We start from the raw sequence: 23,787 nt of genomic DNA, 5'->3' as shown, positions 1-23,787 counted from the left end.
TTGTTTCTTCAAGGTTCGATTATTTCAATGTGAACACTATTGCCACCACGGCGAATCCGAGCATAAGGATTGTGGTGTAGGCAACGCCGATTACCTTCCAGCGGTTGAACCACACCTTGCCGTTGATGCCGAGGGTCTGCATTGCTGACCAGAAACCGTGGGTGAGGTGGAACCAGATTGCGGCAAACCAAGCGAGGTAGAGGACTGTCCACACAGGGTTCTTGAATGTGAGCTCTATCCACGCATAGCCGTCAGCAGGACCCGGAACGCCTGCACCGCAGCCGTAGATGGCAGCAGCAGGGTCGAGGAGCTCTACAGCCATCATGTTCCACCAGAAGTGGTAGAGGTGGAGCACCATGCCGAGGACGATGATAAGGCCGAGGACGAGCATGTTCTGTGATGCCCAGTCCACCATTGCCGGCTTCTCTGTCACCTCGTAGGCGTTGTTTCCGCGCGCCTTCTTGTTCTGCATTGTCAGCCAGAAAGCGTAGAAAATGTGAATCACTGCCAGACCGGCAAGACCGAGTGTTGCAACCACGGCGTACCAGTTGGCTCCAAGGAACTCACAGATCATGTTGTAGCCCTCTGCTGAGAACAGCGCGACTACGTTCATGCTCATGTGGAACGTCAGGAAAAGGATAAGGCAGATGCCGGTCACGGACATAACTACCTTTCTACCGATTGGAGAGTTTAATAACCACATAGATTTTTGAATGTTGATTGAATTAATTATGTTTTTGAATTTGTTCCGATAGGTTTTTCGTCAAGCTGCATCATGAGATACCATGTTACATCATGCCACATCGCGCTACATCATGATTCACCATGGCGCATCATGTTGCATCATGGTTTATCAGCCACGCCACTTCGCACCCCACGCCCCTTGCCAAAAGGTAACGCTTCACTATGTGAAAGGTAACGCTTTACCACGCGAAAGGTAACATTTCGTATGGCAAAAGGTAACGCCTCGCAAAGTCCTGCGCCACAATCCGCCGCCGGCATCGTTTCCTTGCCCCACGGCTTTTCGCGCCTGAGCCCATAAAATTCCACGCCACGGGATGCCTCCCGCGTGGTCGGGCACGACGGCATACAGGGCGCGCGGAGACGCTCTCTGTCAGATTGTACACGCGTATGTGCGTGGTTTCCTCTGCAAAATTAATAATTATTGTTGATTAATCAAAATATTTTCCAAAGAATTCAAAATATTTTCTTACTTTTGCAGTAAAATAAAAAAAATTACGCAATGACACTTTTCTATGACGTGATAGTCGTCGGAGCCGGACACGCAGGGTGCGAGGCGGCTTGCGCAAGCGCGGGTCTCGGCGCAAAGACTTGCCTCGTGACGATGGACATGAACAAGATTGCACAGATGTCGTGCAACCCTGCCGTGGGCGGAATCGCCAAGGGACAGATTGTCCGCGAGGTGGACGCGCTGGGCGGAAGGATGGGAATCGTAACGGACAGGACGGCAATACAGTTCCGCATGCTCAACCGCTCGAAGGGTCCGGCGATGTGGAGCCCTCGCGCACAGTGTGACCGTGGGAAGTTCATCTGGGAATGGCGCCACCAACTGGACATAACGCCTAATCTCGACATCTGGCAGGACCAGGTGGACGGACTGCTCACGGAGAACGGCTGTGTCTGCGGCGTGACGACCATCTGGGGCGTGGAAATCCGCGCAAAGGCGGTGGTCATCACCGCCGGAACATTCCTCAACGGTCTGCTGCACATCGGACGCAAGATGGTTCCGGGGGGAAGAATCGCCGAACCGGCGGCGGCACATCTCACAGAATCGATAAACGCTCTCGGCATCAGGTCGGCACGAATGAAGACGGGAACGCCGGTGCGCATCGACGCGCGCTCCGTGCATTATGAGGACATGGTGCGGCAGGACGGCGAGCAGGCGGACAGGATGTTCAGTTACCTTGACTCGGAAACGTTCGAGAGACAGTTCACGGACGACCGCAGGAATTTTGCCCTGCCTTATCTTTCCGACGGGAATTGCGCGGGCGGTTCGGTGCTGCCGTGCTGGACGACGGAGACGAACAGCCGCTGCCACGAACGACTTCTCTCGGGACTTGCCGACTCTCCGCTGTACAACGGACAGATAGAATCCATCGGACCGCGCTACTGTCCGTCGGTGGAAACGAAACTTATGACGTTCCCTGACCGCACATCGCATCCGCTGTTCCTCGAGCCTGAGGGGACGGACTCCAACGAGATGTATCTTAACGGATTCTCTTCGTCCATGCCGATGGAGGTGCAGATTGACGCGCTCCGCGAGATTCCGGCGTTCAGGGATTTGAGGGTTTACCGTCCGGGCTATGCCATAGAGTACGATTTCTTCGACCCTACACAGCTGAAGCATACTCTCGAATCGAAACTTTGCAAGGGTCTTTTCTTCGCAGGACAGGTCAACGGCACGACGGGTTACGAGGAGGCGGCGGGTCAGGGGCTCATGGCGGGTCTCAATGCGGCACGCCTTGCCAGCGGCGAGGATGGTGTTGTGCTCAACCGTGACCAGGCTTATATCGGCGTACTCATCGATGATCTTGTGATGAAGGGTGTCGATGAACCGTACCGTATGTTCACCTCCAGGGCGGAATACCGCATACTGCTCCGTCAGGATGATGCCGACCGACGGCTCACTGCCCTATCCTACTCCGCGGGACTTGCTACTTCCGTCCGCATGAACCGCTGGCTTGAAAAGGAGAAAGGCATAGAGACTCTTCGGGAGATTCTGCACAACACGACGGTGAAACCGCAGAAAATAAATCCTTATCTCGAACGAATCGGCTCAACTCCTCTCCGTGGCTCTTATCACCTTGATGACCTTCTTGCCCGCCCGGGTGTGACAATCGACGGTCTCATCGAATATGGTATTTTGCCCGAATCAATCGAATCACTCGAATTATCCGAATCAATCGAATCATCCGTGAAACATCTCCCTTCCCTCAAATCCGAAATCATCGAGGCGACAGAGGTAATGGTAAAGTATGACGGATATATCCGACGGGAACGGGAATATGCGGAAAAGATGCACCGCCTTGAGGACATCAAAATCCCTGGAAACTTCGATTACAATTCCCTGCAAAGCCTTTCGACCGAGGCAAGGCAGAAACTTTCGGCGCGCCTCCCACAGACTCTCGCACAGGCTTCACGCATACCGGGAGTGTCACCCTCGGACATCAATGTGCTGTTAGTGTACATGGGACGCTAATGTTTCACGTGGAACATATATAAAATGCACGGTTTCAACGAAAAAAGGAGTGAGGAACAAGTTTTGCTCTTATGTGGAACAACCTCGTTGGAATCGTGCTTTTTTAACCACAAAACAGCCTAATCCACAACCATTAACCCACAACCCATAACCAACAACCTACAATCCATAAACAACAACCATAAACAATGAACAATCCAAAACTCTTAGAAAATCTCCGTGTCATCCATGACTTCCCAAAACCGGGAATCCAATTCCAGGATGTCACCACCCTGTTCAAAAACGCCGAATGCCTGCGAATCATGCGCGATGAAATCGTGGAACTTTACAAGGACAAGGGTATCACGAAAGTCGTGGGCATAGAATCGCGAGGATTCATGCTTGCCGGCGTCACCGCCGTGGAACTCGGTGCGGGTGCCGTCCTCTGCCGCAAACCGGGAAAACTCCCGGGAGAGACAATCAGCGAGTCTTACGAAAAGGAATATGGCGAGGACACAATCGAGATTCACAAAGGTTCCATCGATGAAAACGATGTTGTGCTTATCCATGACGACCTCCTTGCAACAGGAGGCAGCATGCGCGCAGCTTACGACCTTGTGAAGAAGTTCAACCCGAAGAAAATATACATCAACTTTATCATCGAACTCACCGTTGAGGGTCTCCATGGACGCGACATGTTCGATGAAGGGACGGAAATAACCACCCTGATGGTTGTTTAACCGGGTTGTAAGCGTAGATTACGATTGAATGGAGTTCTTCGGACAATACTGCCATTATTGACAATCCGGACAGTACTGACATTATTGTCAACATTGGCAGTTCTGTCAATTTTGTCAGTATTGTCCGAGAAACTCCCCACAAAAACCATAAACTTGTTTCACGTGGAACACACATAAAACCTTATGAAAGAGAATAATGAGGAGCGCATTGCACGCTTGAAGAACATAGTGCTTAACATGCCTGAAAAGCCGGGCAGCTATCAGTATTACGATGCTGAGGGCACTATAATCTATGTAGGCAAGGCAAAGAACCTAAAGCGGCGTGTCTCTTCCTATTTCCATAAGGAGGTGGACAGATTCAAGACAAAGGTGCTTGTCTCGAAGATTGCGGACATTACGTACACCGTGGTGAACACAGAGGACGACGCACTGCTGTTGGAAAACGCACTCATCAAGAAGTATAATCCGCGCTACAACATACTCCTGAAGGACGGAAAGACCTACCCCAGCATCTGCATAACCAACGAATATTTCCCGAGAATATTCCCGACAAGGCAGATAAACAAGAATTTCGGCACGTTTTTCGGCCCATACGCCAATGTCGGTTCGATGTATGCCGTGCTCGACTTCATAAAGAAACTCTATCACCCTCGCACTTGCCGCATGAACATCCAGCCGTTGGACATTGCGCGTGGGAAATACAGACCGTGCCTGGAGTATCACATAAAGAACTGCGGGGGCTGCTGCATCGGCAAGCAGTCCATGAAGGATTATCAGGCGAACATGCAGGCTGCACGCGAGATTCTGAAAGGAAACACACGCCAGCTCCTCCGCATGATTTGGGACGAGATGCAGCAGGCTGCCGAGGAAATGCGCTTCGAGGACGCGCAACGTCTGAAGGAAAAGTACTTCCTTGTGGAGCAGTTCTGCGCGAAAAGTGAGGTTGTGAGCCACACAGTGACCAATGTGGACGTGTTCACCTGTCTGCCTGATGACGACAACGGCAATGCGTATGTCAACTACATCCATGTCACGAACGGCCAGATAAACCAGAGTTTCACCTTCGAATACAAGCGCCGCCTGGGCGAGACGGCGGAAGAAATCCTTGTCGAAGCCATCCCTGAGATACGCGAACGGTTCCAATCCACGGCACGGGAGATTATCGTCGAGAAGCCGTTGGAATGGAACATTCCCGGAACAGAGTTCTTTGTGCCGCAGCGAGGCGACAAGGCGCACCTTCTCGAACTATCGCGGATGAACTGCCGCCAGTATAAGGTTGACCGCCTGAAACAGTCGGAAAAACTCAATCCCGAGCAGCGTGCCACACGCCTTATGCAGGAACTCCGCGACAAACTCGCTCTCCCTGCCCTGCCGATGTGTATCGAGGCGTTTGACAATTCAAATATTTCAGGTTCCGATGCGGTGGCAAGCTGTGTCGTGTTCAAGAAGATGAAACCGTCGAAAAAGGACTATCGGAAGTATAACATCAAGACAGTCGAAGGTCCCGACGACTACGCCTCAATGCAGGAGATTGTGCGCCGAAGATACGGCAAGACGGCTGACGAACTGCGTTCTGTCCTCGAAACGGACGACAGAATCACTCTCGAACAGGCGAAAAGCGTGGAGACAACGCTCGCCAACCAGTCTCTTCCCGACCTCATCGTCTGCGACGGCGGCATAGGACAGATGCACTGCGTGGCGGAGGTGGTATGGGGAGAGCTGCGCCTTGACATACCTATCGCGGGTCTGGCAAAGGACGACAAGCACCGCACAAACGAGCTTCTTTACCTCAGGGATGTGGGCAGGAACGCCTCACAGCAGCCTGTCACGGTGCAGCTGAAGACGGACAGCGAACTGTTCCATGTCCTCACGCAGCTGCAGGATGAGGTTCACCGCTTCGCCATAACATTCCACCGCGACAAACGCTCAAAGAACGCCCTCGCAAGCGAACTGGACAACATCAAGGGCATTGGTCCGAAGACCGCCGAAACACTGCTGAAAGCCTTCAAATCCGTCAAGCGCATAAAGGAGGCGGACTACGAAAGCATCGCGGAAGTGATAGGACCGGCGAAGGCAAAGATAGTGAAAGAAAGTCTCATGCAGCGACAAGCATGACAAGAGCATCATGATGTATCATGTTGAATCATGCCGCATCACGATATCACAACAAAAAAAACACAACAACAACCAACCATGCGACTAATAATCCAACGTGTAAGCCGCTCCGCAGTGACAGTCTACGAGGAGGGCTTCGAATACCAAAACGACCACATCACCCACCGCCAAGAGACCGGAAAAGGCCTTCTCATACTCGTAGGCGTCGAGGAAACCGACCTCTCAGAGGACATCGACTGGCTCGTGGGCAAAGCCTCACAGCTGAGGATTTTCGACGACGAGAACGGAATTATGAACCTTTCCCTGAAGGACGTTGACGGCGAATGCCTCGCCATAAGCCAGTTTACCCTCTTCGCAAGCACCAAAAAGGGAAACCGACCGTCATGGTTCCGCGCGGCAAAGGGCGACATCTCAGAGCCGCTCTACGAGGAATTCTGCACGAAAATGTCCGCCGCCATAGGCAAGGAAGTCAAGAGAGGCATCTTCGGAGCGGACATGAAAGTGGAACTAATCAACGACGGTCCCGTGACGATTTTCATCGACTCGCACAACAAGGAATAATTATCATGATGCAACATGATTCATCATGAGTCATCATGTTGCATCGTTGCAGCATGGCAGCCATGCTGCAACCACCAATAACCCACAACCATTAACCCAAAAACCTAAACCACATGGAAACAAACAAAATCCAGGAAGCCCTCGGCAAGTATAACCTTGACCTCAACGACGCACAGGTGGCAGAGGAAACAAAGGCTCTCCTTGACGCTCACCTCGAAGAGAACATGACCCCTGAAGTGAAGAAATTCCTCATGGGAAGCATCGAACTCACAACTCTCAAAACCACCGATTCCGACCGCTCCGTCATGGAGTTCACGGACAAAGTAAACCAGTTTGATGACGCTTATCCCGACCTCCCTCACGTGGCAACAATCTGCGTCTACCCTTGCTTTGCAGAGGCTGTGAAAGAGGCTCTGCGCGTCCCGGGCGTGGAAATCGCCTGCGTCTCCGGCTCCTTCCCTTCCTCACAGGCTCGCATGGAGGTGAAAATCGCTGAGACATCCCTCGCCATTGCCGACGGCGCGACAGAGATTGACATCGTCATGCCTGTAGGAAAATTCCTCGAAGGCGACTACGAAGGTGTTGCCGAAGACATCGCCGAGATGAAAAATGCTTGTGGCGACGCTGCCATGAAGGTCATACTCGAGACCGGCGACCTGCGCGATTCCAAGGACATAAAGATAGCTTCCATCCTCTCCATGTACGCCGGCGCGGACTACATCAAGACCTCCACAGGCAAGGAGAAAGTCAGCGCAACTCCTGAGGCTGCATACATCATGTGCCGGGCTATCAAGGAGTACTACGACGAGACCGGCATACAGATAGGTTTCAAGCCTGCCGGCGGCATCAACACCGTGGCGGATGCCGTCACCTACTACACCATCGTCAAGGAAGTTCTCGGCGAGAAATGGCTCACAAACAAGTGGCTCCGTCTCGGCACATCACGCCTTGCCAACCTCCTCCTCTCCGACATCGAGGGCAAGGAAGTGAAGTTCTTCTAAACTCGCATTTTTCTTCAAGAAAACAAACCACAACCAACACAAAACGCTACATCCTGACAGCCTGCAACAACTGTCGGGATGTAGCGTTTCTCGTAAACAAATTTCTTATATCCCCTACCTCAATTCTACCGACAACCCCATGGCGGAAACCATTCTGTAAAATGTTGAAATAGAGGGCACTATCAAGCCTCTCTCTATGCGGGAAATATAGCTTTTGTCCGCCCCTATCTTTGCGGCAAGCTCCGATTGCGTCAACCCTGACTGCTTACGGGCGTCAAAAAGAATCTGGGCGTTATACTCTTCCCACGCTTCCTGAATAGCCTTCTCGCGAGACTCTGTCCCCGGTGCGCCAAACTCCTTGTCAAGTTCGGCACTTATGTCATAAATTTCCGTCTTTTTGTTCATAATATTCTACCTTTAATCGTTTAGCCCTTTCAATCTCATTTCTTGGTGTCTTCTGCGTCTTTTTGCGGAAAGCATTAAACAGAATGACAAGCGTTTCCCCGTCGTAAATGAAAAATATTCTGAACTAATTGTTACCTAACGTAACCCTGAATTCATAAATTCCATCCTCAATGTATTTCACAAAATGCCTTGGAAAGCGGTCATTTTCTGAAAACAACAACAGAGATTTCCTTACCTTCTTTTGCTCTATCACGCTTAACTTTGACATGAAATCATAGAAATGACTGCCAAAGGCTTTTATTTTTCATGCCATGCTGCAAAGATAATAAAAGTTGTACAACCATACAACTAAATCAAATAAAAATCACAGCAGTCAAAAAGTTAATAACATATAATCAGAAATCTTGACAACATATTCAAAGCCACCAAATCAATTGATTACCAATTAATTACAAATCATTACCTCTCGTGCTGCGAAAGGTAATGACAGACTACACAAAAGGTCACTTTTTGCTATACAAAAAGTGACCTTTCATTATACCAAAATACGTGGTGTCGTCCGATAAAAACACAAGATACATCTCTGATTGTGTACGCAATGTACGGCTACTTTCTTGTCACCGCTGACGCGGTTCCCAAGACAAGCCACCTTTTGTGATATATGAGAGCTTTGCTGCTTGTCATTGTTTTACAATAAGACAGAGAAGAAAATCAGCTCTCCCTGCCCACCGCGAAATCGACGTACATCCGCAGGGAATCGGCTATGGCGGCATCCGGGATATTGCCGGCGATATAGTCCATGCACTTCGCATAGTACTCGCCCATCACCTTCTCCGCATACTCTATGCCGCCATGCGCCCGCGTGTACGCCATGAGCAACGAGATGTCCGCCGCCGTGACATTGAAAGTCTTGACCTTATGCGCCAAAGCGACGATTTCATCGGGAGCAGAACGGAGGACATGAAGCGCAGGAAGAGTCAGTTTTCCCTCCCACATATCGTTCCCCGTAGGCTTTCCAATAGCCTTGGAATCAGAGTAATCGAAGATGTCGTCACGAATCTGGAACAGTATGCCGATGTTCCTGCCAAACTCACAGACCTTCGCCGTCTGCTCCTCTCCGGCACCTGCCGAGAGTGCACCCAAACGGCAGCAGCACTCGAAGAGCGAAGCCGTCTTTTTGTCGATTATCTCGAAATAATTCTCCAAAGAGAAATCCTCACAAGAGATGTTCTCTATCTGCTTCACCTCCCCTGCTGCCAGCGTCTGCCCAAGGCGCGCCACGGCATCGGTCATCGCGCCGCAGTCCGCCGTCGCCACCTCTCGCAGCGATGTGGCAAGGATGAAGTCTCCCACAAGCACCGCCAGCCTGTTGTCAAACGAAGCATTCACGGAAGCCTGTCCGCGCCTTTGGTCGCTCTCGTCCACCACATCATCGTGAACCAGCGATGCGGTGTGCAGAAGTTCCAGAGAGCAAGCGGCGTGCAAAGCCTTGAAAATGACAGCATTATCTTCCTCTGCAGCCCCTTTCCCCTTGGAGAACGCCTTGGCGACAAGAAGGGTAAGTATAGGGCGCATGCGCTTGCCCCCGCGACGCATGATGTACTCAAGCATCTTGTCAAGCAAGCCACCGTTATTGGACAGCGATTCCCTGAAGATAGCGTCAAAACGCGCCATTTCATCGGTAATCGGAGCCTTTATGTGTGACAGTGTATCAGCCATAAAACAATATTTAGTGCAAAATTAATATAAAATATTGGTATTAATGAAAACTTTTGAGTAATTTTACAACAAATTTGCAAATAAACAAATATCTCGTGCCCGGTCAGCGAATAAAAAATGAGTGATAGCGCACCGCGAGGCGATTCCTCCATTTCTAACGTATGGATGCGAAGCCGAACATGCGCGGTTAACAAACCCTCTTTACAGCACTGTAAGATGGTGCCTCATGGAAAATATGCTCATTACGCAAACTCTGTATGAGGCACCGTCTTACGGTGCAGGCTGACGCTCTATGGACAACCCCACATGCCTCAAGCGGCATGTGGGGTTAACGAAGAGCCACCGCGTTGCGGTGCTTTAACAGAGAAGTTCAGCAGCGAAAACAATACACTACAGTAGTGGAATCAATAAATCAACAACCATAATAATGGAAAAAATATTTCTTATCGATGCCTATGCGCTCATCTACCGAAGCTACTATGCACTGTTGAACAGCAACTTCTACAGCACGCAGATGCAGATGAACACCGGCACTATCCACGGATTCATGAACACTCTGCAGGAGGTTCTGTCAAAGGAGAAACCCACACATGTCGGTGTGGCTTTCGACCACGGAAAGACATTCCGACATGAGGCTTATCCGCCGTATAAGGCTCAGCGTCAGGAGACTCCGGAGGACATCAAGGCTGCCGTGCCTGTGATAAAGGACCTGCTCACTGCCATGAACATCCCTATCCTGCAGGTCGACGGGTTCGAGGCGGACGACATAATCGGAGCTCTCGCCACACAGCTTGATAAGGAAAACAGCGATGAAACCGCGGAAAAACAGATATTCATGCTCACTCCTGACAAGGACTACGGACAGCTTGTCACGGAGAATGTCTTCATGTACAAACCGAGGTTCAAGGGCGGATATGATGTTCTCGGAGAAAAGGAAATATGTGAGAAATATTCCATTTCATCGGCAAAACAGGTCATCGACATCCTCGCACTCATGGGTGACTCCGCCGACAACTTTCCGGGCTGTCCCGGTGTGGGCGAGAAGACTGCCGTCAAACTCATCAACGAATGGGGCAGTTGCGAGAACCTCATCGAACATGCCTCGGAAGTGAAGGGTGCTCTCGGCAAGAAAGTGCAGGAGCACATCGAGGACATACGCATCTCGAAGTTCCTCGCCGAAATACGCACCGACATTCCGGAAATCTCCGACAACCTCCCTACCCTCCTCCGCAACATGGAATATGGAGAATGGGACATCCGGGAACTCACGCGACAGCTTGACCTCCTCGAGCTACGCCAGATAAAGAAAAAATTCCTCGCCATCGCCAACGGTGATGACAAGGAAGCAAACCTTTCGGCAGAAGACCCGAATTCGGAGACCATAGAGGAAAAGGTCGTAAGCGGCTATGACCTTTTCGGAGAACCTGTATACAAGACGGTAAAGGTTAAAAAAATTAACACCCATACCCCTCCGAGTGGACAGGTGCAAGAAAATATCGCAAGGAATACAGGGTTATCGCTACCACACTACACCAGTAAACTTATTGAAACAGAGGAACAAACAAAGAATATTTGTGACTTTATTTTGACAACAAAGAGTGTCGGTTTTCACCTCGAAACGACAATTTCCGCACCAATGACCGCAGAAATTGTCAGTTTGACACTCGTCAGTGGTTCAAAAGCCTATTTCGTCCCTCTGCCCCCTGAACGCCGGGAAGCGGAGAAGCGGCTCGCCATCCTTGAGCCAATCTTCAGCAACGAAAGGATTGAGAAAGTCGGACATGACCTCAAGGCGAAGATGATTCTGCTCCACCGCTATGGCATAACCATGCGCGGAACCATGCGCGACGTGATGATTGCCCACTATCTCCTTGAGTGCGGACTGAACCCTAAGCACACCATCAACGACATTGCCTTCGACTGCTTCAAGCATATCCCTGCTAATTTCGAAGAGTTAAAAAAGGTTATCCGCGAAGAGATGAAGGCGGAAGGAAAGAAAGCGCCGTACCTCCGCGACATGACTCTCCGCGACTTCCCTGTGGAGAAAGCGATGGCTTACGCAACGGAACGTGCTTTCATCGCCACCGCTTCGTGGGACATCTTCCGGAAGAGACTTGAGGAGACAGAAGGGCAGTGGCACATTTTCAATGACATCGAGATGCCACTCATGGAAGTGCTCTGCGACATGGAGCTGACCGGCATCGCCATAGACCTCGACGCACTGAAGGAAGTGTCGCGCGTTTTCAATGAACGCCTTGCTGCCCACGAGCAGAAAATCTATGAGCTGGCAGGAGAGGAGTTCACACTGACCAACCCCAAGAAGCTCGGTGTAATTCTCTTTGAAAAACTCCGTCTCATGGAGAAGCCGAAGAAGACAAAAACAGGTCAGTATGCCACAGGCGAGGAGATACTCACCCCTCTGCGCAAGAAGCATCCTATCATCAACGAAATACTTGAATATAAGGGACTTAAGAAACTTATCAACACTTACGTCGACGCACTTCCGCTGCTTGTGAACCCTGAGACAGGACGCATCCACACGACCTTCAACCAGTGTGTCACGACCACCGGACGACTGTCCTCGTCAGACCCTAACCTGCAGAACATTCCTGTCCGCAACGAGGACGGAAAAGAGATAAGGAAATGCTTCATCCCGCTGCAAGGAAACAGTGAAATTGTTACACGTGGAACATTTAAAACCTCTTCACCGGAAGATACCAAAAACCTCTTCTTCTCTGCCGATTATTCACAGATAGAACTGCGCGTCATGGCGCATCTTTCTGCCGACGAACGCATGGTCAGCGCGTTCCGGAACGGTGAGGACATCCACCGCGCAACGGCAGCCACCGTCTACCATAAGCAGCCGGAGGAGGTCGCTCCAGAAGAACGCTCAAAGGCAAAGCGTGCGGATTTCGGCATCATCTACGGCATCACACAGTTCGGTCTGGCACAGAACATGGGCATAGAACGCTCTGAGGCTAAGCAACTTATGGACGGTTTCTTCATCACCTTCCCTAAAATCCGGGACTTCATGGAGGAGTGCAAGGAGAAGGCAAGGCAGAAGGAATATGCCGAGACCATGCTGCTGCGCCGCCGCTATCTCCGGCTCATCACCAGCGGCAACGGCACGGAACGCGCCCTTGCCGAACGCGAGGCGATGAACTCCCCTGTGCAGGGCACCGCGGCGGACATAATAAAGATTGCCATGGTGCGCATTTTCAGGCGGTTCCGTGAAGAGCACCTCCAATCGAAAATGCTCCTCCAGGTCCATGACGAACTGAATTTCTCTGTCCTTCCGGAAGAAAAGGAGCAGGTCGAGCGCATTGTAATCGAGGAGATGCAGTCTGCCGCCAAACTCTCCGTTCCACTAATCGCCGACTTCGGGTGGGGCACTAACTGGCTTGAGGCACACTGAAAAGAATGGGGCGTTACACCGGTGATACAGCCACCCGACAGTGGATGTAGCGAAAAAGAATATCATTAATTTACAAAAAAGTGTGAAAATACTTGGTTTTTACACTAATAATTAGTACTTTTGCTATCACATTGTAATAATTATAACAACTAAAGAAAATAAAACATGCAGAAGGCAGATAAAATCGACGAACTGGACAAAAAAATTCTTAACATTCTGTCACAAAACGCACGCATGCCATTCAAGGACGTGGCAGCAGAATGCGGAGTGTCACGAGCAGCCATCCACCAGCGCGTGCAGCGCCTCATAGAGATTGGTGTCATCCTCGGCTCTTCATTCAACATCAACCCAAAATCCCTCGGCTACAACACCTGCACCTACGTGGGAATCCGACTCGAGAAAGGCAGCATGTACCGCGAAGTGGCAGAACGCTGCTCACATATCGACGAGATTGTGGAATGCCATTTCACAACAGGCCCGTACACAATGCTTGTAAAGCTCTATGCACGTGACAATGAGCAGCTTATGACCCTCCTTAATGATGACCTCCAGAGCATCCCGGGAGTGGTTTCCACCGAGACTCTCATCTCTCTTGAACAGTCCATAAAGAGAGAAATCCCTGTGACCTGCAAATCCGAGAAATAAGAAACCGGTTTTGGGTCGGAGGTTGTGGGTTATGGGTTGTTTTTTAGACAAAATTGCCAATACTGACAGTGCTGTCCAACCCATAACCCACAACCCCGCAACCCAACCCCCACAACCCACAACCAAACAATGCTTGACAAGTTTCTTGAACCTGTGTACAATGGTTGCCGGGAGACTGCCGACAAGCCTGTGATAGGAATAACAACAAACGCCGGCGGAGAGGATTTTTCTCTCCGCCAGCGTTATTGTGAGCAAGTGGAGCGTGCCGGAGGAGTGCCCGTGCTCCTTCCCCCAATGACCTTCACCGAGGACAAGCGATTGTCAGAGCAAGATGCAGAGATTCTTCTCTCCCAGCTCGCTGTCGTCGACGGCATAATCTTCAGTGGCGGTGCTGACCATAACCCGCTGTGGATTGGCGAAGAGCCATGGACGGACACTCTGTCACTCAACGAGATACGCGACAGACATGAGCTGACACTGTGCCGCCTTGCCTACAACCGCCATATCCCTATGCTCGGAATATGCCGTGGCATGCAAACTCTTGCCGTGGCTCTCGGAGGGCATGTCCTGCAAGACATCGCTCTGCCGGAGCATAACCAGACGAAGCCAAAGACAGAGACATCCCACAGCGTGACGCTCGAGAAAGGCAGCCTGCTCCACAAACTCTACAATGCGGAACGCATCGACGTCAACTCTTTCCACCACCAGGCAGTGGACCGTTGCGGAGGGAAGTTCCGCCCTACGGCAAAAGCCTGTGACGGAACCATAGAGGCTATGGAATCCGCGGAGCACAGGCAGATTCTTGGTGTGCAATGGCATCCCGAACAGCTTGCCGGCAACGGGCTGCCGCTGTTCCAATGGATTGTCGGTGAGGCGGCGTTGTTCCGCAAGGCTAAGAGCCTGCACCGCAGCATGGTAACCATCGACAGCCACTGCGACACACCGATGTTTTTCCCGCAGAACGTGGATTTCCTCACCCGTGATTCCCGCATCCTCTATGACCTTCATAAAATGGATGAGGGAATGATTGACGCCGTGCAGATGGTCTGCTATCTTCCGCAGAACCCTGCACCTCAGAACCCTAAAGCATTCGCCGACAGCATCTTTGACAAGATTGAGACAATATGCAGCAAATCAGGCGGTAGGATAGCTGTGGCAGGGACTCCGGAAGAAATTCTCCGCAACAAGCACCGTGGCGTACACTCCATAGTTCCGGGAATAGAGAACGGCATAGCCCTCGAACATAATCTTGGCAACATAAGCCATTTCCGCCGTCGTGGCGTGACCTACATCACATTGTGCCACAACGGAGACAATGACATCTGCGACTCTGCACGGACAACGGAGACGCACGGCGGACTGTCCCCTTTCGGCAGGGAAGTCGTCAGGGAGATGAACCGCCAGGGAATTCTTGTCGACCTCTCCCACGCCCATGAACGCTCGTTTTGGGACGCTCTCGAACTCTCCTCCTCACCGATAGTGTGCAGCCACTCCAACTGCCGCGCACTGTGCGACCACCCTCGCAACCTTCACGACAGCCAGATGCGTGCCTTGGCAGAGCGCGGCGGCGTGATGCAGCTGACCCTCTACCACGGATTCCTTGGCGAAGGCGATGTCTCCATCGACGACTTCTTCAGCCACCTTGCCCATGCCACAGACATCATGGGCATCGAACACGTGGGCATAGGAACGGACTTCGACGGTGACGGCGGTGTGCCGGGACTCTCCGATGCATCGGAACTGGTGCATATCACAGAGCGTATGGTGCGCCTCGGATTCTCCGACAGCGACATTGCAAAGGTCTGGGGCGGCAACTGGCTGAGAGTGATGCGACAGGCACAACAACAATAATCCTCAGTCAATATTGACATCACTGACAGTATTGACAATACTGACCTAAAAAAACAACCCACAACCCATGAGAATAATCCTCCTCTTCTCCATACTCCTCGCCATGGCAAGCTGCAAGAGCAGCGGCACATCGCAGACAACAGAAGAACCCATTGCCACAGGACCGGAATTCTGCGCCGACTCCGCATACATCTACTGCAAGAAACAGTGCGACTTCGGACCACGCACGATGAACACCGACGCACACGACCGCTGCCGCGACTGGATAGCCAAAGAGTTCCAACGCCACGGATGCACCGTGGAGCTCCAGCAAGCCGACCTTAAAGCCTATGACGGCACAATGCTGCGCTCGACGAACATCATAGCACGCCACACATCCTCCGACAGCACCGCAACGGAACGCCCGCGCATACTCCTCTGCGCCCATTACGACAGCCGTCCGTGGGCTGACAATGACCCGAACCCGGAGAACCACCACACACCGGTCATCGGTGCCAATGACGGCGCGTCGGGAATAGCCGTCATGCTCGAAGTGGCACGACTCCTCAACACTGCCGACTCCGCCAATGTCGATGTGGACTTTGTATGCTTCGATGCCGAGGACTATGGCACACCGCAATGGTACAAGGGCGAACCACAAGTGGACGACTCATGGGCTCTCGGTGCACAGCACTGGGCAAAGGAATATGCCAAGAACCCTTCCGGCAACATCTCTTTCGGCATCCTCCTCGACATGGTGGGCGGCGAAGGCGCGAAATTCCACCAGGAAGGCATGTCCCTGCAGTTCGCACAGCAGCTTGTGCAGAAAGTGTGGTCGGCAGCCTCCACGGCAGGCTACGGCACACATTTCCCTTCCTCCGCCGGAGGATATGTCACCGATGACCATGTCCCTGTCAACGAGGTGGCGGCAATCCCATGCATCGACATCATCCCCTACTACCCGGACTGCAAGGCTTCGTCCTTCGGACCGACATGGCATACCGTCAACGACACCATGGACCACATCTCAAAAGAGACCCTCAAGGCTGTGGGACAGACAGTCATACAAGTGATTTACGGCGAATAATGCCGACACCAATGCACAGAAAAGCATAATGACCCTTCACGTAATATGCCTTGACCAGCCTTATCCTCCCACCTACGGAGGGGCGGTGGACATGTACTACAAACTGAAAGCCTTGCACGACGCAGGCATAGGGCTTATTCTCCACATCTTCCTTTACCACGGAAAGGAGGAGGATGCTTTGCGCGGCATAGCCAAAGAGATTCACTACTACCCTCGCCGCACAGGGCTCATACGGCAACTGTCCTTGCTGCCGTTCAGCATCAGGAGCAGGGACGACAGCCGCCTTCTCGATGACCTGCTGAAGGACAGCCACCCCATACTCTTCGAAGGGATACAGTCGTGCTTCCCACTCGCTGACAAACGGCTGAAGGACAGAAAGAAAATCGTCAGGATGCATAACGTGGAACACGAGTATTTCCGACGCTTCGCAGCAAGCTGCCCATGGGGCATGAAACGCTTCTATTACACCATGGAAGCTCTGAAACTCAGACATTTCGAGAGAATCCTCGCCCATGCCGACAGAATACTGCCTATTACGGAGGCGGACACCGCATACTACCGCCAACGGTTCCCACATAATGATGTACGGCTGCTCAACTGCTTCTTTGACACCTCCCATGACAACAGCGCAGGGAACATTGGCGGAGAGGAAAAGCCGTATATCCTCTACCACGGCAACCTGTCCATCATCGAGAACATAAAGACCGTACACTACCTCATCTCCGACATCGCACCGCATCTGCCGGAAGGCATGCGGCTCATCATTGCGGGACGCCGTCCGTCCGGGAAAATGATGCACACCGCAGAGCATACCAACCATGTGGAGATTATCCACGACCCTTCCGAAGAGAAGATGGACAGCCTGATAAGCAAGGCACACATCAACCTTCTGCTGACTTTCCAGCCTACGGGAATAAAACTGAAACTCCTCAACTCTTTATGGAAAGGACAGGGCCATTGTCTCGTCAACAGCCCCATGCTCCACGGCAACTCCCTCGGAACGCTCTGCCATAAGGCTGACTCAACGGAGGACATCCTCACGACAATCACCGCCCTGATGAAGCGACAGCCTTCCTCTGAAGAACTGAAGGCAAGGCGTGAGGCTATCATGGAAATGGGATTCAACAACATCAGAAACATCATAGAATGAAGATACTCTACGTCATGGAAAAGATGTCATGCCGGGGAGGCATGGAGCGGATTATCACCGACAAAATCAACTATCTTGCCGCACACACCGCCCATGAGGTGACACTGATGACCGTGTGGCACGACAGTGTGCCGCCGGCATATCCTTTCCACCCTGACGTAAGGCATGTGCGGCTCAACGTGCCGCTGCCGCCGATCCCGGGAGGCTACATGCTCACCCTGCCATGGGCTTTGCAGCGATTCAACAAGCAGGTGAAGCGGCTGAATCCTGACGTGACAATAGTCTTTCGCGCCGTAGGCTCGTTCCTCACTGCACTGACCTCATGGAAAGGGCGCATCATCTATGAGTCCCACCAGCCTCGCCAGACAATGAACCACAAGTGGATTTACCGCTTCATGGAACGGCGCGCGGATGCCGTGGTGTGCCTGACGAAAGGGGATGCACTGGAGTTCCCGAAGGCAAAGCGTGTGGAGGTGATTCATAACTTCACCGAAATCACTCCGCCCCACCCTGCCCCACTGACGGCGAAACGGTGCATAGCCGTGGGACGGTTGTGCAAGGAGAAGGATTTCATGCGCCTTCTCGACATCTGGGCGTTGGCCATAAAGCAGCATCCGGACTGGCATCTCGACATCTTCGGCGAAGGGGAGGAACGCCAAAGCCTCGAACGGCGCATCCGTGAGCTGCACCTCGACAGTTCCGTGGAACTCAAAGGGTTGGCGGAAAACATCGTGGAGGAATATATCGGCAGCTCCATGCTTATCGTCACGTCAAAGACGGAAGGCTTCTCCATAGTGATAGCAGAGGCGATGATGTGCGGTCTGCCCATTGTCTCCCTCGACTGCCCGTATGGCCCGCGGGAGGTAATGGCGGAAAAGGACGAAGCGACAAACGGCTGTGACTGCAAGACAGGATTCCTCGTGCCTTGCCGAAACGCCTCCTCCAACAAACTCATGGCGGACTGCATCTCCGCGCTAACCAGCAGCCCGGCACTGCGCAAGGAGAAGGGACAGGCAGCCCTCCGGCGCGCCACACTCTTCCGGCCGGCACCAATCATGGCGCAATGGCTGAGAATCTTCAAGTCAATATTGACATAACTGTCAGTACTGACAATACTGACCCGTCAAAACTGACACAATTGACAGTACTGTCAGCAATGACCAACCCACAACCAAACAATGAAAATCCTGCTCTTCGGTAATCCGAGCACTCTCCATAGCAACCTCGCCACAGGACTCGCAGAACAAGGCCACGAGGTGCGCTGCATAAGCAACAGGACAGCATGGCACCGGTTCCCCGCCTACGACATCTGCCTCGAACGGCGCACGGACATCAACGGCAAACTGGCACTCATCGACTACCTCCGTCACCTGCTGCCCATCTTCCGCCGGTGCAAGGGCTACGACATCGTGCAGCTGAGCAACCCCATGTTCCTCGAACTGCGCGGAACGCACCTGCGACCGTTCTACAACTTCATCCGACGCCATAACCGCCACATCATCCTCGGCTCTTTCGGCGACGACCCGCACATCGTGGAACAGATGCTCCACTCCGACGCCCTGCGCTACAGCGACCAAAGGATTGGCGCAACAATAAGGCACGACAGTGCTGCCACACTCCAGCGCGAACAGTGGATAGAGGACTCCCGCCACGAGGTGGGAATATGCCGCCATGTCGCCAAGGACTGCGACCACATCGTTGCCTGCCTCTACGAATACTGGGCATGCTACCGCAATGTCTATCCCGAAAAACTGTCCTTCATCCCTCTGCCCATAATCATGGAAAACACGCCGACAGAGTTCTCCGTGGGCGACAAGGTGAAGCTCTTCATCGGCATACAGAAGGACCGCACCATCGTCAAAGGCACGGACATCATGCTCCGCGCGGCACAAGACATCGTGCGCGACTTCCCCCACCTCGCCGAACTGCGCATCGTGGAGAACGTGCCCTATGACGAGTACAAGCAGATTATGGAGGGCAGCGACGCCATCCTCGACCAGCTCTACAGCTACACACCGTCCATGAACTCCCTCCTCGCCATGTCAAAGGGCATCATCGACATCGGAGGAGGAGAACCGGAGAGCTACAAGATCATCAACGAGCATGAGCTGCGCCCAATCATCAACGTGCTGCCGTCCTACGAGAGTGTCTATGCCCAACTGAAGAACCTCATCCACCACCGCGAGCGCATCCCGGAACTCAAACGCCGGTCCGTGGAGTATGTGCAGCGACACCATGACCACCGCAAGGTGGCACGGCAATACGAAAGCCTCTACAATTCCCTGCTACATGATGACAAAGCATAAGAAAGAGCCGTATCATTACTCATAAGAACAGAGTGTGATACGGCTCTTTCTCTTGCCAATTCCACATGAGGAACATCACGAAAATGTCGCAAAGGAACAATTCTTTTGTTTCTTTTTTCTCAGAGCCATATCATTTTTCATGACGAAAGGTAAGGCTTTGCATGGTGAAAGGTAAGGCTCTGTCGAAAAAACGTTACCTTTTGTCATGCAGAGCGTGAAGCGACATGTCTCAGGGCAAGTGATTCTGCACCGTGAAACGGCGGCTCACCCTGAAAAAAACTTGATGATACTCCGCACATTGTTGCAATTTCGTCAAACTCACGTTACATTCGATGCCATTTTCGTTGCATGTAACACTATTTCCAGCAGATGCAACCCTTTTGCTTGCACGTTAAAGACATAAAGCATAAATTTGCACCACGAAAACCTGACAAGGCTTGAAAAAAAACATAATCATGGAGTGAAAATCATCAACCAAGGCAACACAATTAGTTTAAACAACTTCAACAAGAAAAACAATAATCAAACTTTATATCTATGAACAAGAAACTCATCATTCTCTTCTTCGCTCTCCTCACCTCATTGGGAGCAGCGGCACAGGACATCACGGTGCACGGCACTGTCGTGTCAAAGGCGGACAACGAGCCGTTGCTCGGCGCCTCAGTCGTGTGCAAGGGCCAGAACACCGGTGTGCTGACGGACATCGAAGGCAACTTCACCGTGAAAGTCCCTGAAGGCGCGGAACTCGTGGTCTCGTACATCGGCTACACTAACCGGACCGCACCGGCAAAGGACGGCATGGTCGTTAAAATGTCAGAGGACAACGCACTCCTCGAGGAAGTTGTCGTCGTCGGCTATTCCACAGAGAAGAAAGCCGACCTTATCGGCTCTGTCTCCGTGGTGAAGATGAAGGACGTGGCTGACACTCCTACGGGCAACGTGATGCAGGCTCTGCAAGGCAGAGTGGCAGGTGTGAACATCGTCACCGACGGCACTCCCGGCGGCACATCAACATCAACATCCATCCGCGGCGCTTCTTCCTTCCGCGGCGACGCCAACAGTCCGCTTTATGTCATCGACGGCGTGATGACACGCGATAACATCGCTACTGTCATCAACGCTTCCGACATTGAGTCAATACAGGTGCTTAAGGACGCTTCGTCTGCTGCCATCTACGGTGCACAGGCTGCCAACGGTGTCATCATCATTACAACAAAGCGCGCAAAGAAGGGCGAATGCCACGTGACATTCGACGCTTCGCTGCAAATCCAGACTTACAACAAGGGGCTTGACCTCTTGAACGCCGACCAGTGGGGACAGACTTACTGGACTGCTTTCCGCAACGCCAACAACGGTGCCACTCCCAACAGTGCCATCTATGGCAACGGTGCCACTCCTTCCCTCCGGACTTACAAGAACCTTAACGGCGAAGACGTGCTTCCGCAAAGCACATCATGGGAGGACGAGATTCACCGCACCGCCCTCATGCAGACCTACACCGTGGGGCTACGGCGCGGCTCTGAGAACGGCTCAACGGCATTCTCTCTCAGTTTCCTCGACCATGACGGTATCGTCAAAGGCACTGACTTCCAGCGCGTCAACTCACGCCTTGGCTCTGACTACGCTTTCCTTGACAACCACCTGAAGGTTGGCGGCAATGCTACAGTCAACTGGTGGAAGGCTCACTATGCTCCTGACGGCATCGAGGAGAACGCTGTGAAGCAGCATCCGGCAAAGGCTGTCTACGACGCTTCCGGCGCATACAACGACGCTATATCTGATGTACTCGGCGATACGTCAAACGCCTTGCGCCTCATAGAGATGAACTCCAACAACAACCATGAGTACTGGCGCATCCTTGGCAACGCATATCTCTCCGTCGAACCTGTCAAGAACCTTATCCTGAAGACAAACTTCGGCATAAACTACTACAACGAGACAAACAAGACCTTCGAGCCAAAATGGCTTCGCGATGATGTCAACAAGCTCTCACAGTCAACAGTGAAGCGTACCGACTGGGTGTGGACAAACACAGCGCAATATAACATTGAATCAGGAAAAAACTCACTCATGGGACTCCTCGGCATCGAAGCAAAGAAATACCATACTGAGGACATGAACGGATTCGGCACAAAACTTGCCATCGAAGACCCTAACTACCAGTACCTCTCTTCAACGACAGCAGGACAGACCGTGGGCGCAGGAGCAAGCAACTACACCATGTACTCCGCCTTCGGCAAGATAAACTATTCTTACGACAACCGCTATCTTGCTTCCGTGACCATACGCCGCGACGCCTCTTCACGCCTAAGCCATGAGAACAACGCTGACGTGTTCCCTTCATTCTCGGCAGGATGGCGCGTCAGTGAGGAGAAGTTCATGGAGAACACAAAGCCATGGCTCAACGACCTCAAGCTGCGCGCGGCATGGGGCGTCAACGGCAATGACATCATCGACAATGAGGCTTTCTACACAAAATATCTCGTGAGCCTTCAGGCAAGCTCCTATAACATGAACGGCGACGGCACAACTCTCTCCCCAGGTGCCTACAAGATTCAGGATAGAAACCCTGACCTTACATGGGAGAAGACCTGCCAAACCAACGTCGGCATCGACTTTTCCATGCTCAACGGCAGACTGTATGGCTCGCTTGACTACTTCCACAAGAAGACAAAGGACATGCTCGTGGAAAAACCTTACATCGCCATCATCGGCGAAGGAGGCTACTGCTGGTACAACGGCGGAGAAATGGTCAACAAGGGCTTTGAGGCACAACTCAACTGGCGTGACCATGCCGGAGAGGTTGACTACAGCATAGGCTTCAACATCACTGTGACAAAGAACAAGGTGACATCACTCCTTGATGACATCTACTACACTTACGGCGGTGGCAACGGCATCGACAAATCACTCGTGGGACAGCCTTACGGCTCATGGATGGGCTACGAGACTGACGGCGTGTTCCGGACACAGCAGGAGGTTGACGACTATTGCTCAACATATCAGATAGAGTTCGGCAAGCCGGAAGTGGGGCGACTGAAGTATGTTGACACCAACAATGACGGCAGAATAAGCTCCGCCGACCGCACATGGCTCGGCTGCGACCTCCCTAAGGCACAGCTCGGACTCAACCTCGGACTGAACTGGAAGGGCTTCGACCTCTCTGCATTCCTCAGTGCGACATTCAGGGACGCTTACAACAACTCCAAGTACTACACCGACTTCTTCCAGCTCTGGACAGGCAACCATTCCACACGACTGCTTGAGGCTGCCAATGCTTATGAGGACTACCTCACAACAGGTGTCTACAACTGCGACATCCCTGCGCCGACAACCAACAACAGCAACAACGAGAATGAACTTTCGCGCTACTATGTGGAGAACGGTTCCTACCTCCGGCTGAAGACACTGACTCTTGGCTACACCCTGCCACAAACGCTGAAGAATAAGCTCCACCTCACCAATGCCCGCGTGTATTTCCAGGCGCAGAACGTCTTCACCGTCACAGCCTACAACGGAGCTGACCCCGAAGGACTGGGCTATCCTTATGCCATTCCGCGCAACTATACAATCGGATTGCAATTCGGTTTCTAAAAATGACAAAACTGACTCAT

At 52.2% G+C, this 23,787-nt stretch carries 18 protein-coding genes; 13 read left to right on the top strand and 5 right to left on the bottom strand.

The features are described from left to right. Positions 1-19 precede the first annotated feature (19 nt). Both E5358_RS10090 and E5358_RS10085 read right to left on the bottom strand, forming a co-directional pair. Positions 20-703, bottom strand: a complete 684-nt coding sequence (locus tag E5358_RS10090) for a succinate dehydrogenase cytochrome b subunit (RefSeq protein ID WP_135940066.1) — start codon at positions 701-703, stop codon at positions 20-22. Positions 704-923: 220 nt separating this feature from the next. Beyond that, positions 924-1,127, bottom strand: a complete 204-nt coding sequence (locus E5358_RS10085; protein WP_135940065.1) for a hypothetical protein — start codon at positions 1,125-1,127, stop codon at positions 924-926. A 116-nt stretch (positions 1,128-1,243) separates the two neighbouring features. Between E5358_RS10085 and mnmG the strand changes: the two genes are divergently transcribed. From mnmG to deoC, 5 genes are all read left to right on the top strand, one after another. Further along, entirely contained in the window at positions 1,244-3,220 is a 1,977-nt protein-coding gene (mnmG, locus tag E5358_RS10080) for a tRNA uridine-5-carboxymethylaminomethyl(34) synthesis enzyme MnmG (RefSeq protein WP_135940064.1), read from the top strand. Between the two features lie 188 nt (positions 3,221-3,408). Next, the gene (locus E5358_RS10075; RefSeq protein ID WP_135940063.1) at positions 3,409-3,939 is read left to right on the top strand and encodes an adenine phosphoribosyltransferase; all 531 of its coding nucleotides are present in this window, start codon (positions 3,409-3,411) and stop codon (positions 3,937-3,939) included. Between the two features lie 183 nt (positions 3,940-4,122). Next, entirely contained in the window at positions 4,123-6,054 is a 1,932-nt protein-coding gene (uvrC, locus tag E5358_RS10070; RefSeq protein WP_135940062.1) for an excinuclease ABC subunit UvrC, read from the top strand. Between the two features lie 78 nt (positions 6,055-6,132). After that, entirely contained in the window at positions 6,133-6,615 is a 483-nt protein-coding gene (dtd, locus tag E5358_RS10065) for a D-aminoacyl-tRNA deacylase (protein ID WP_135940061.1), read from the top strand. 113 nt (positions 6,616-6,728) lie between these two features. Continuing rightward, the gene (deoC, locus tag E5358_RS10060) at positions 6,729-7,616 is read left to right on the top strand and encodes a deoxyribose-phosphate aldolase (protein WP_135940060.1); all 888 of its coding nucleotides are present in this window, start codon (positions 6,729-6,731) and stop codon (positions 7,614-7,616) included. 114 nt (positions 7,617-7,730) lie between these two features. On the opposite strand, the gene E5358_RS10055 is transcribed toward deoC, so the two are convergent. From E5358_RS10055 to E5358_RS10045, 3 genes are all read right to left on the bottom strand, one after another. Further along, entirely contained in the window at positions 7,731-8,021 is a 291-nt protein-coding gene (locus E5358_RS10055; protein WP_135940059.1) for a helix-turn-helix domain-containing protein, read from the bottom strand. Continuing rightward, the gene (locus E5358_RS15360) at positions 7,996-8,139 is read right to left on the bottom strand and encodes a type II toxin-antitoxin system RelE/ParE family toxin (RefSeq protein ID WP_338400495.1); all 144 of its coding nucleotides are present in this window, start codon (positions 8,137-8,139) and stop codon (positions 7,996-7,998) included. Before E5358_RS15360 ends, E5358_RS10055 begins: the two co-directional genes overlap by 26 nt. 593 nt (positions 8,140-8,732) lie before the next feature. After that, a complete protein-coding gene (locus E5358_RS10045) occupies positions 8,733-9,740 on the bottom strand; it encodes a polyprenyl synthetase family protein (protein WP_135940058.1) in 1,008 nt (335 codons plus the stop codon). Positions 9,741-10,167: 427 nt separating this feature from the next. Here E5358_RS10045 and polA point away from each other — a divergent pair, with 427 nt between their 5' ends. The 8 genes from polA (at position 10,168) to E5358_RS10005 (ending at position 23,767) form a co-directional block, all read left to right on the top strand. Next, positions 10,168-13,155, top strand: a complete 2,988-nt coding sequence (gene polA, locus E5358_RS10040) for a DNA polymerase I (protein ID WP_135940057.1) — start codon at positions 10,168-10,170, stop codon at positions 13,153-13,155. 165 nt (positions 13,156-13,320) lie between these two features. Continuing rightward, positions 13,321-13,800 (top strand): Lrp/AsnC family transcriptional regulator, encoded by a 480-nt coding sequence (locus E5358_RS10035; RefSeq protein WP_135940056.1) that lies wholly within the window; start codon positions 13,321-13,323, stop codon positions 13,798-13,800. Positions 13,801-13,929: 129 nt separating this feature from the next. Beyond that, the gene (locus E5358_RS10030) at positions 13,930-15,651 is read left to right on the top strand and encodes a gamma-glutamyl-gamma-aminobutyrate hydrolase family protein (protein WP_135940055.1); all 1,722 of its coding nucleotides are present in this window, start codon (positions 13,930-13,932) and stop codon (positions 15,649-15,651) included. Between the two features lie 67 nt (positions 15,652-15,718). Further along, entirely contained in the window at positions 15,719-16,717 is a 999-nt protein-coding gene (locus E5358_RS10025) for a M28 family peptidase (protein ID WP_135940054.1), read from the top strand. A 28-nt stretch (positions 16,718-16,745) separates the two neighbouring features. Beyond that, positions 16,746-17,867 carry a glycosyltransferase gene (locus tag E5358_RS10020; protein WP_135940053.1) on the top strand — a complete coding sequence of 374 codons (1,122 nt, stop codon included), beginning with the start codon at positions 16,746-16,748 and terminating at the stop codon, positions 17,865-17,867. Continuing rightward, on the top strand, positions 17,864-18,964 hold the full coding sequence (locus E5358_RS10015) for a glycosyltransferase family 4 protein (RefSeq protein ID WP_135940052.1): 1,101 nt from the start codon (positions 17,864-17,866) through the stop codon (positions 18,962-18,964). Before E5358_RS10020 ends, E5358_RS10015 begins: the two co-directional genes overlap by 4 nt. 81 nt (positions 18,965-19,045) lie before the next feature. Continuing rightward, positions 19,046-20,173 carry a glycosyltransferase family 4 protein gene (locus E5358_RS10010; RefSeq protein ID WP_135940051.1) on the top strand — a complete coding sequence of 376 codons (1,128 nt, stop codon included), beginning with the start codon at positions 19,046-19,048 and terminating at the stop codon, positions 20,171-20,173. Positions 20,174-20,710: 537 nt separating this feature from the next. Beyond that, positions 20,711-23,767 (top strand): SusC/RagA family TonB-linked outer membrane protein, encoded by a 3,057-nt coding sequence (locus E5358_RS10005; RefSeq protein ID WP_135940050.1) that lies wholly within the window; start codon positions 20,711-20,713, stop codon positions 23,765-23,767. Positions 23,768-23,787: the final 20 nt, after the last annotated feature.

Source organism: Palleniella muris (genome assembly GCF_004792655.1).
Classification (GTDB): Bacteria; Bacteroidota; Bacteroidia; order Bacteroidales; family Bacteroidaceae; genus Prevotella; species Prevotella muris_A.
The sequence above is the reverse complement of the archived record's forward strand: the minus strand, read 5'-3'. Positions and strand labels throughout refer to the sequence as shown.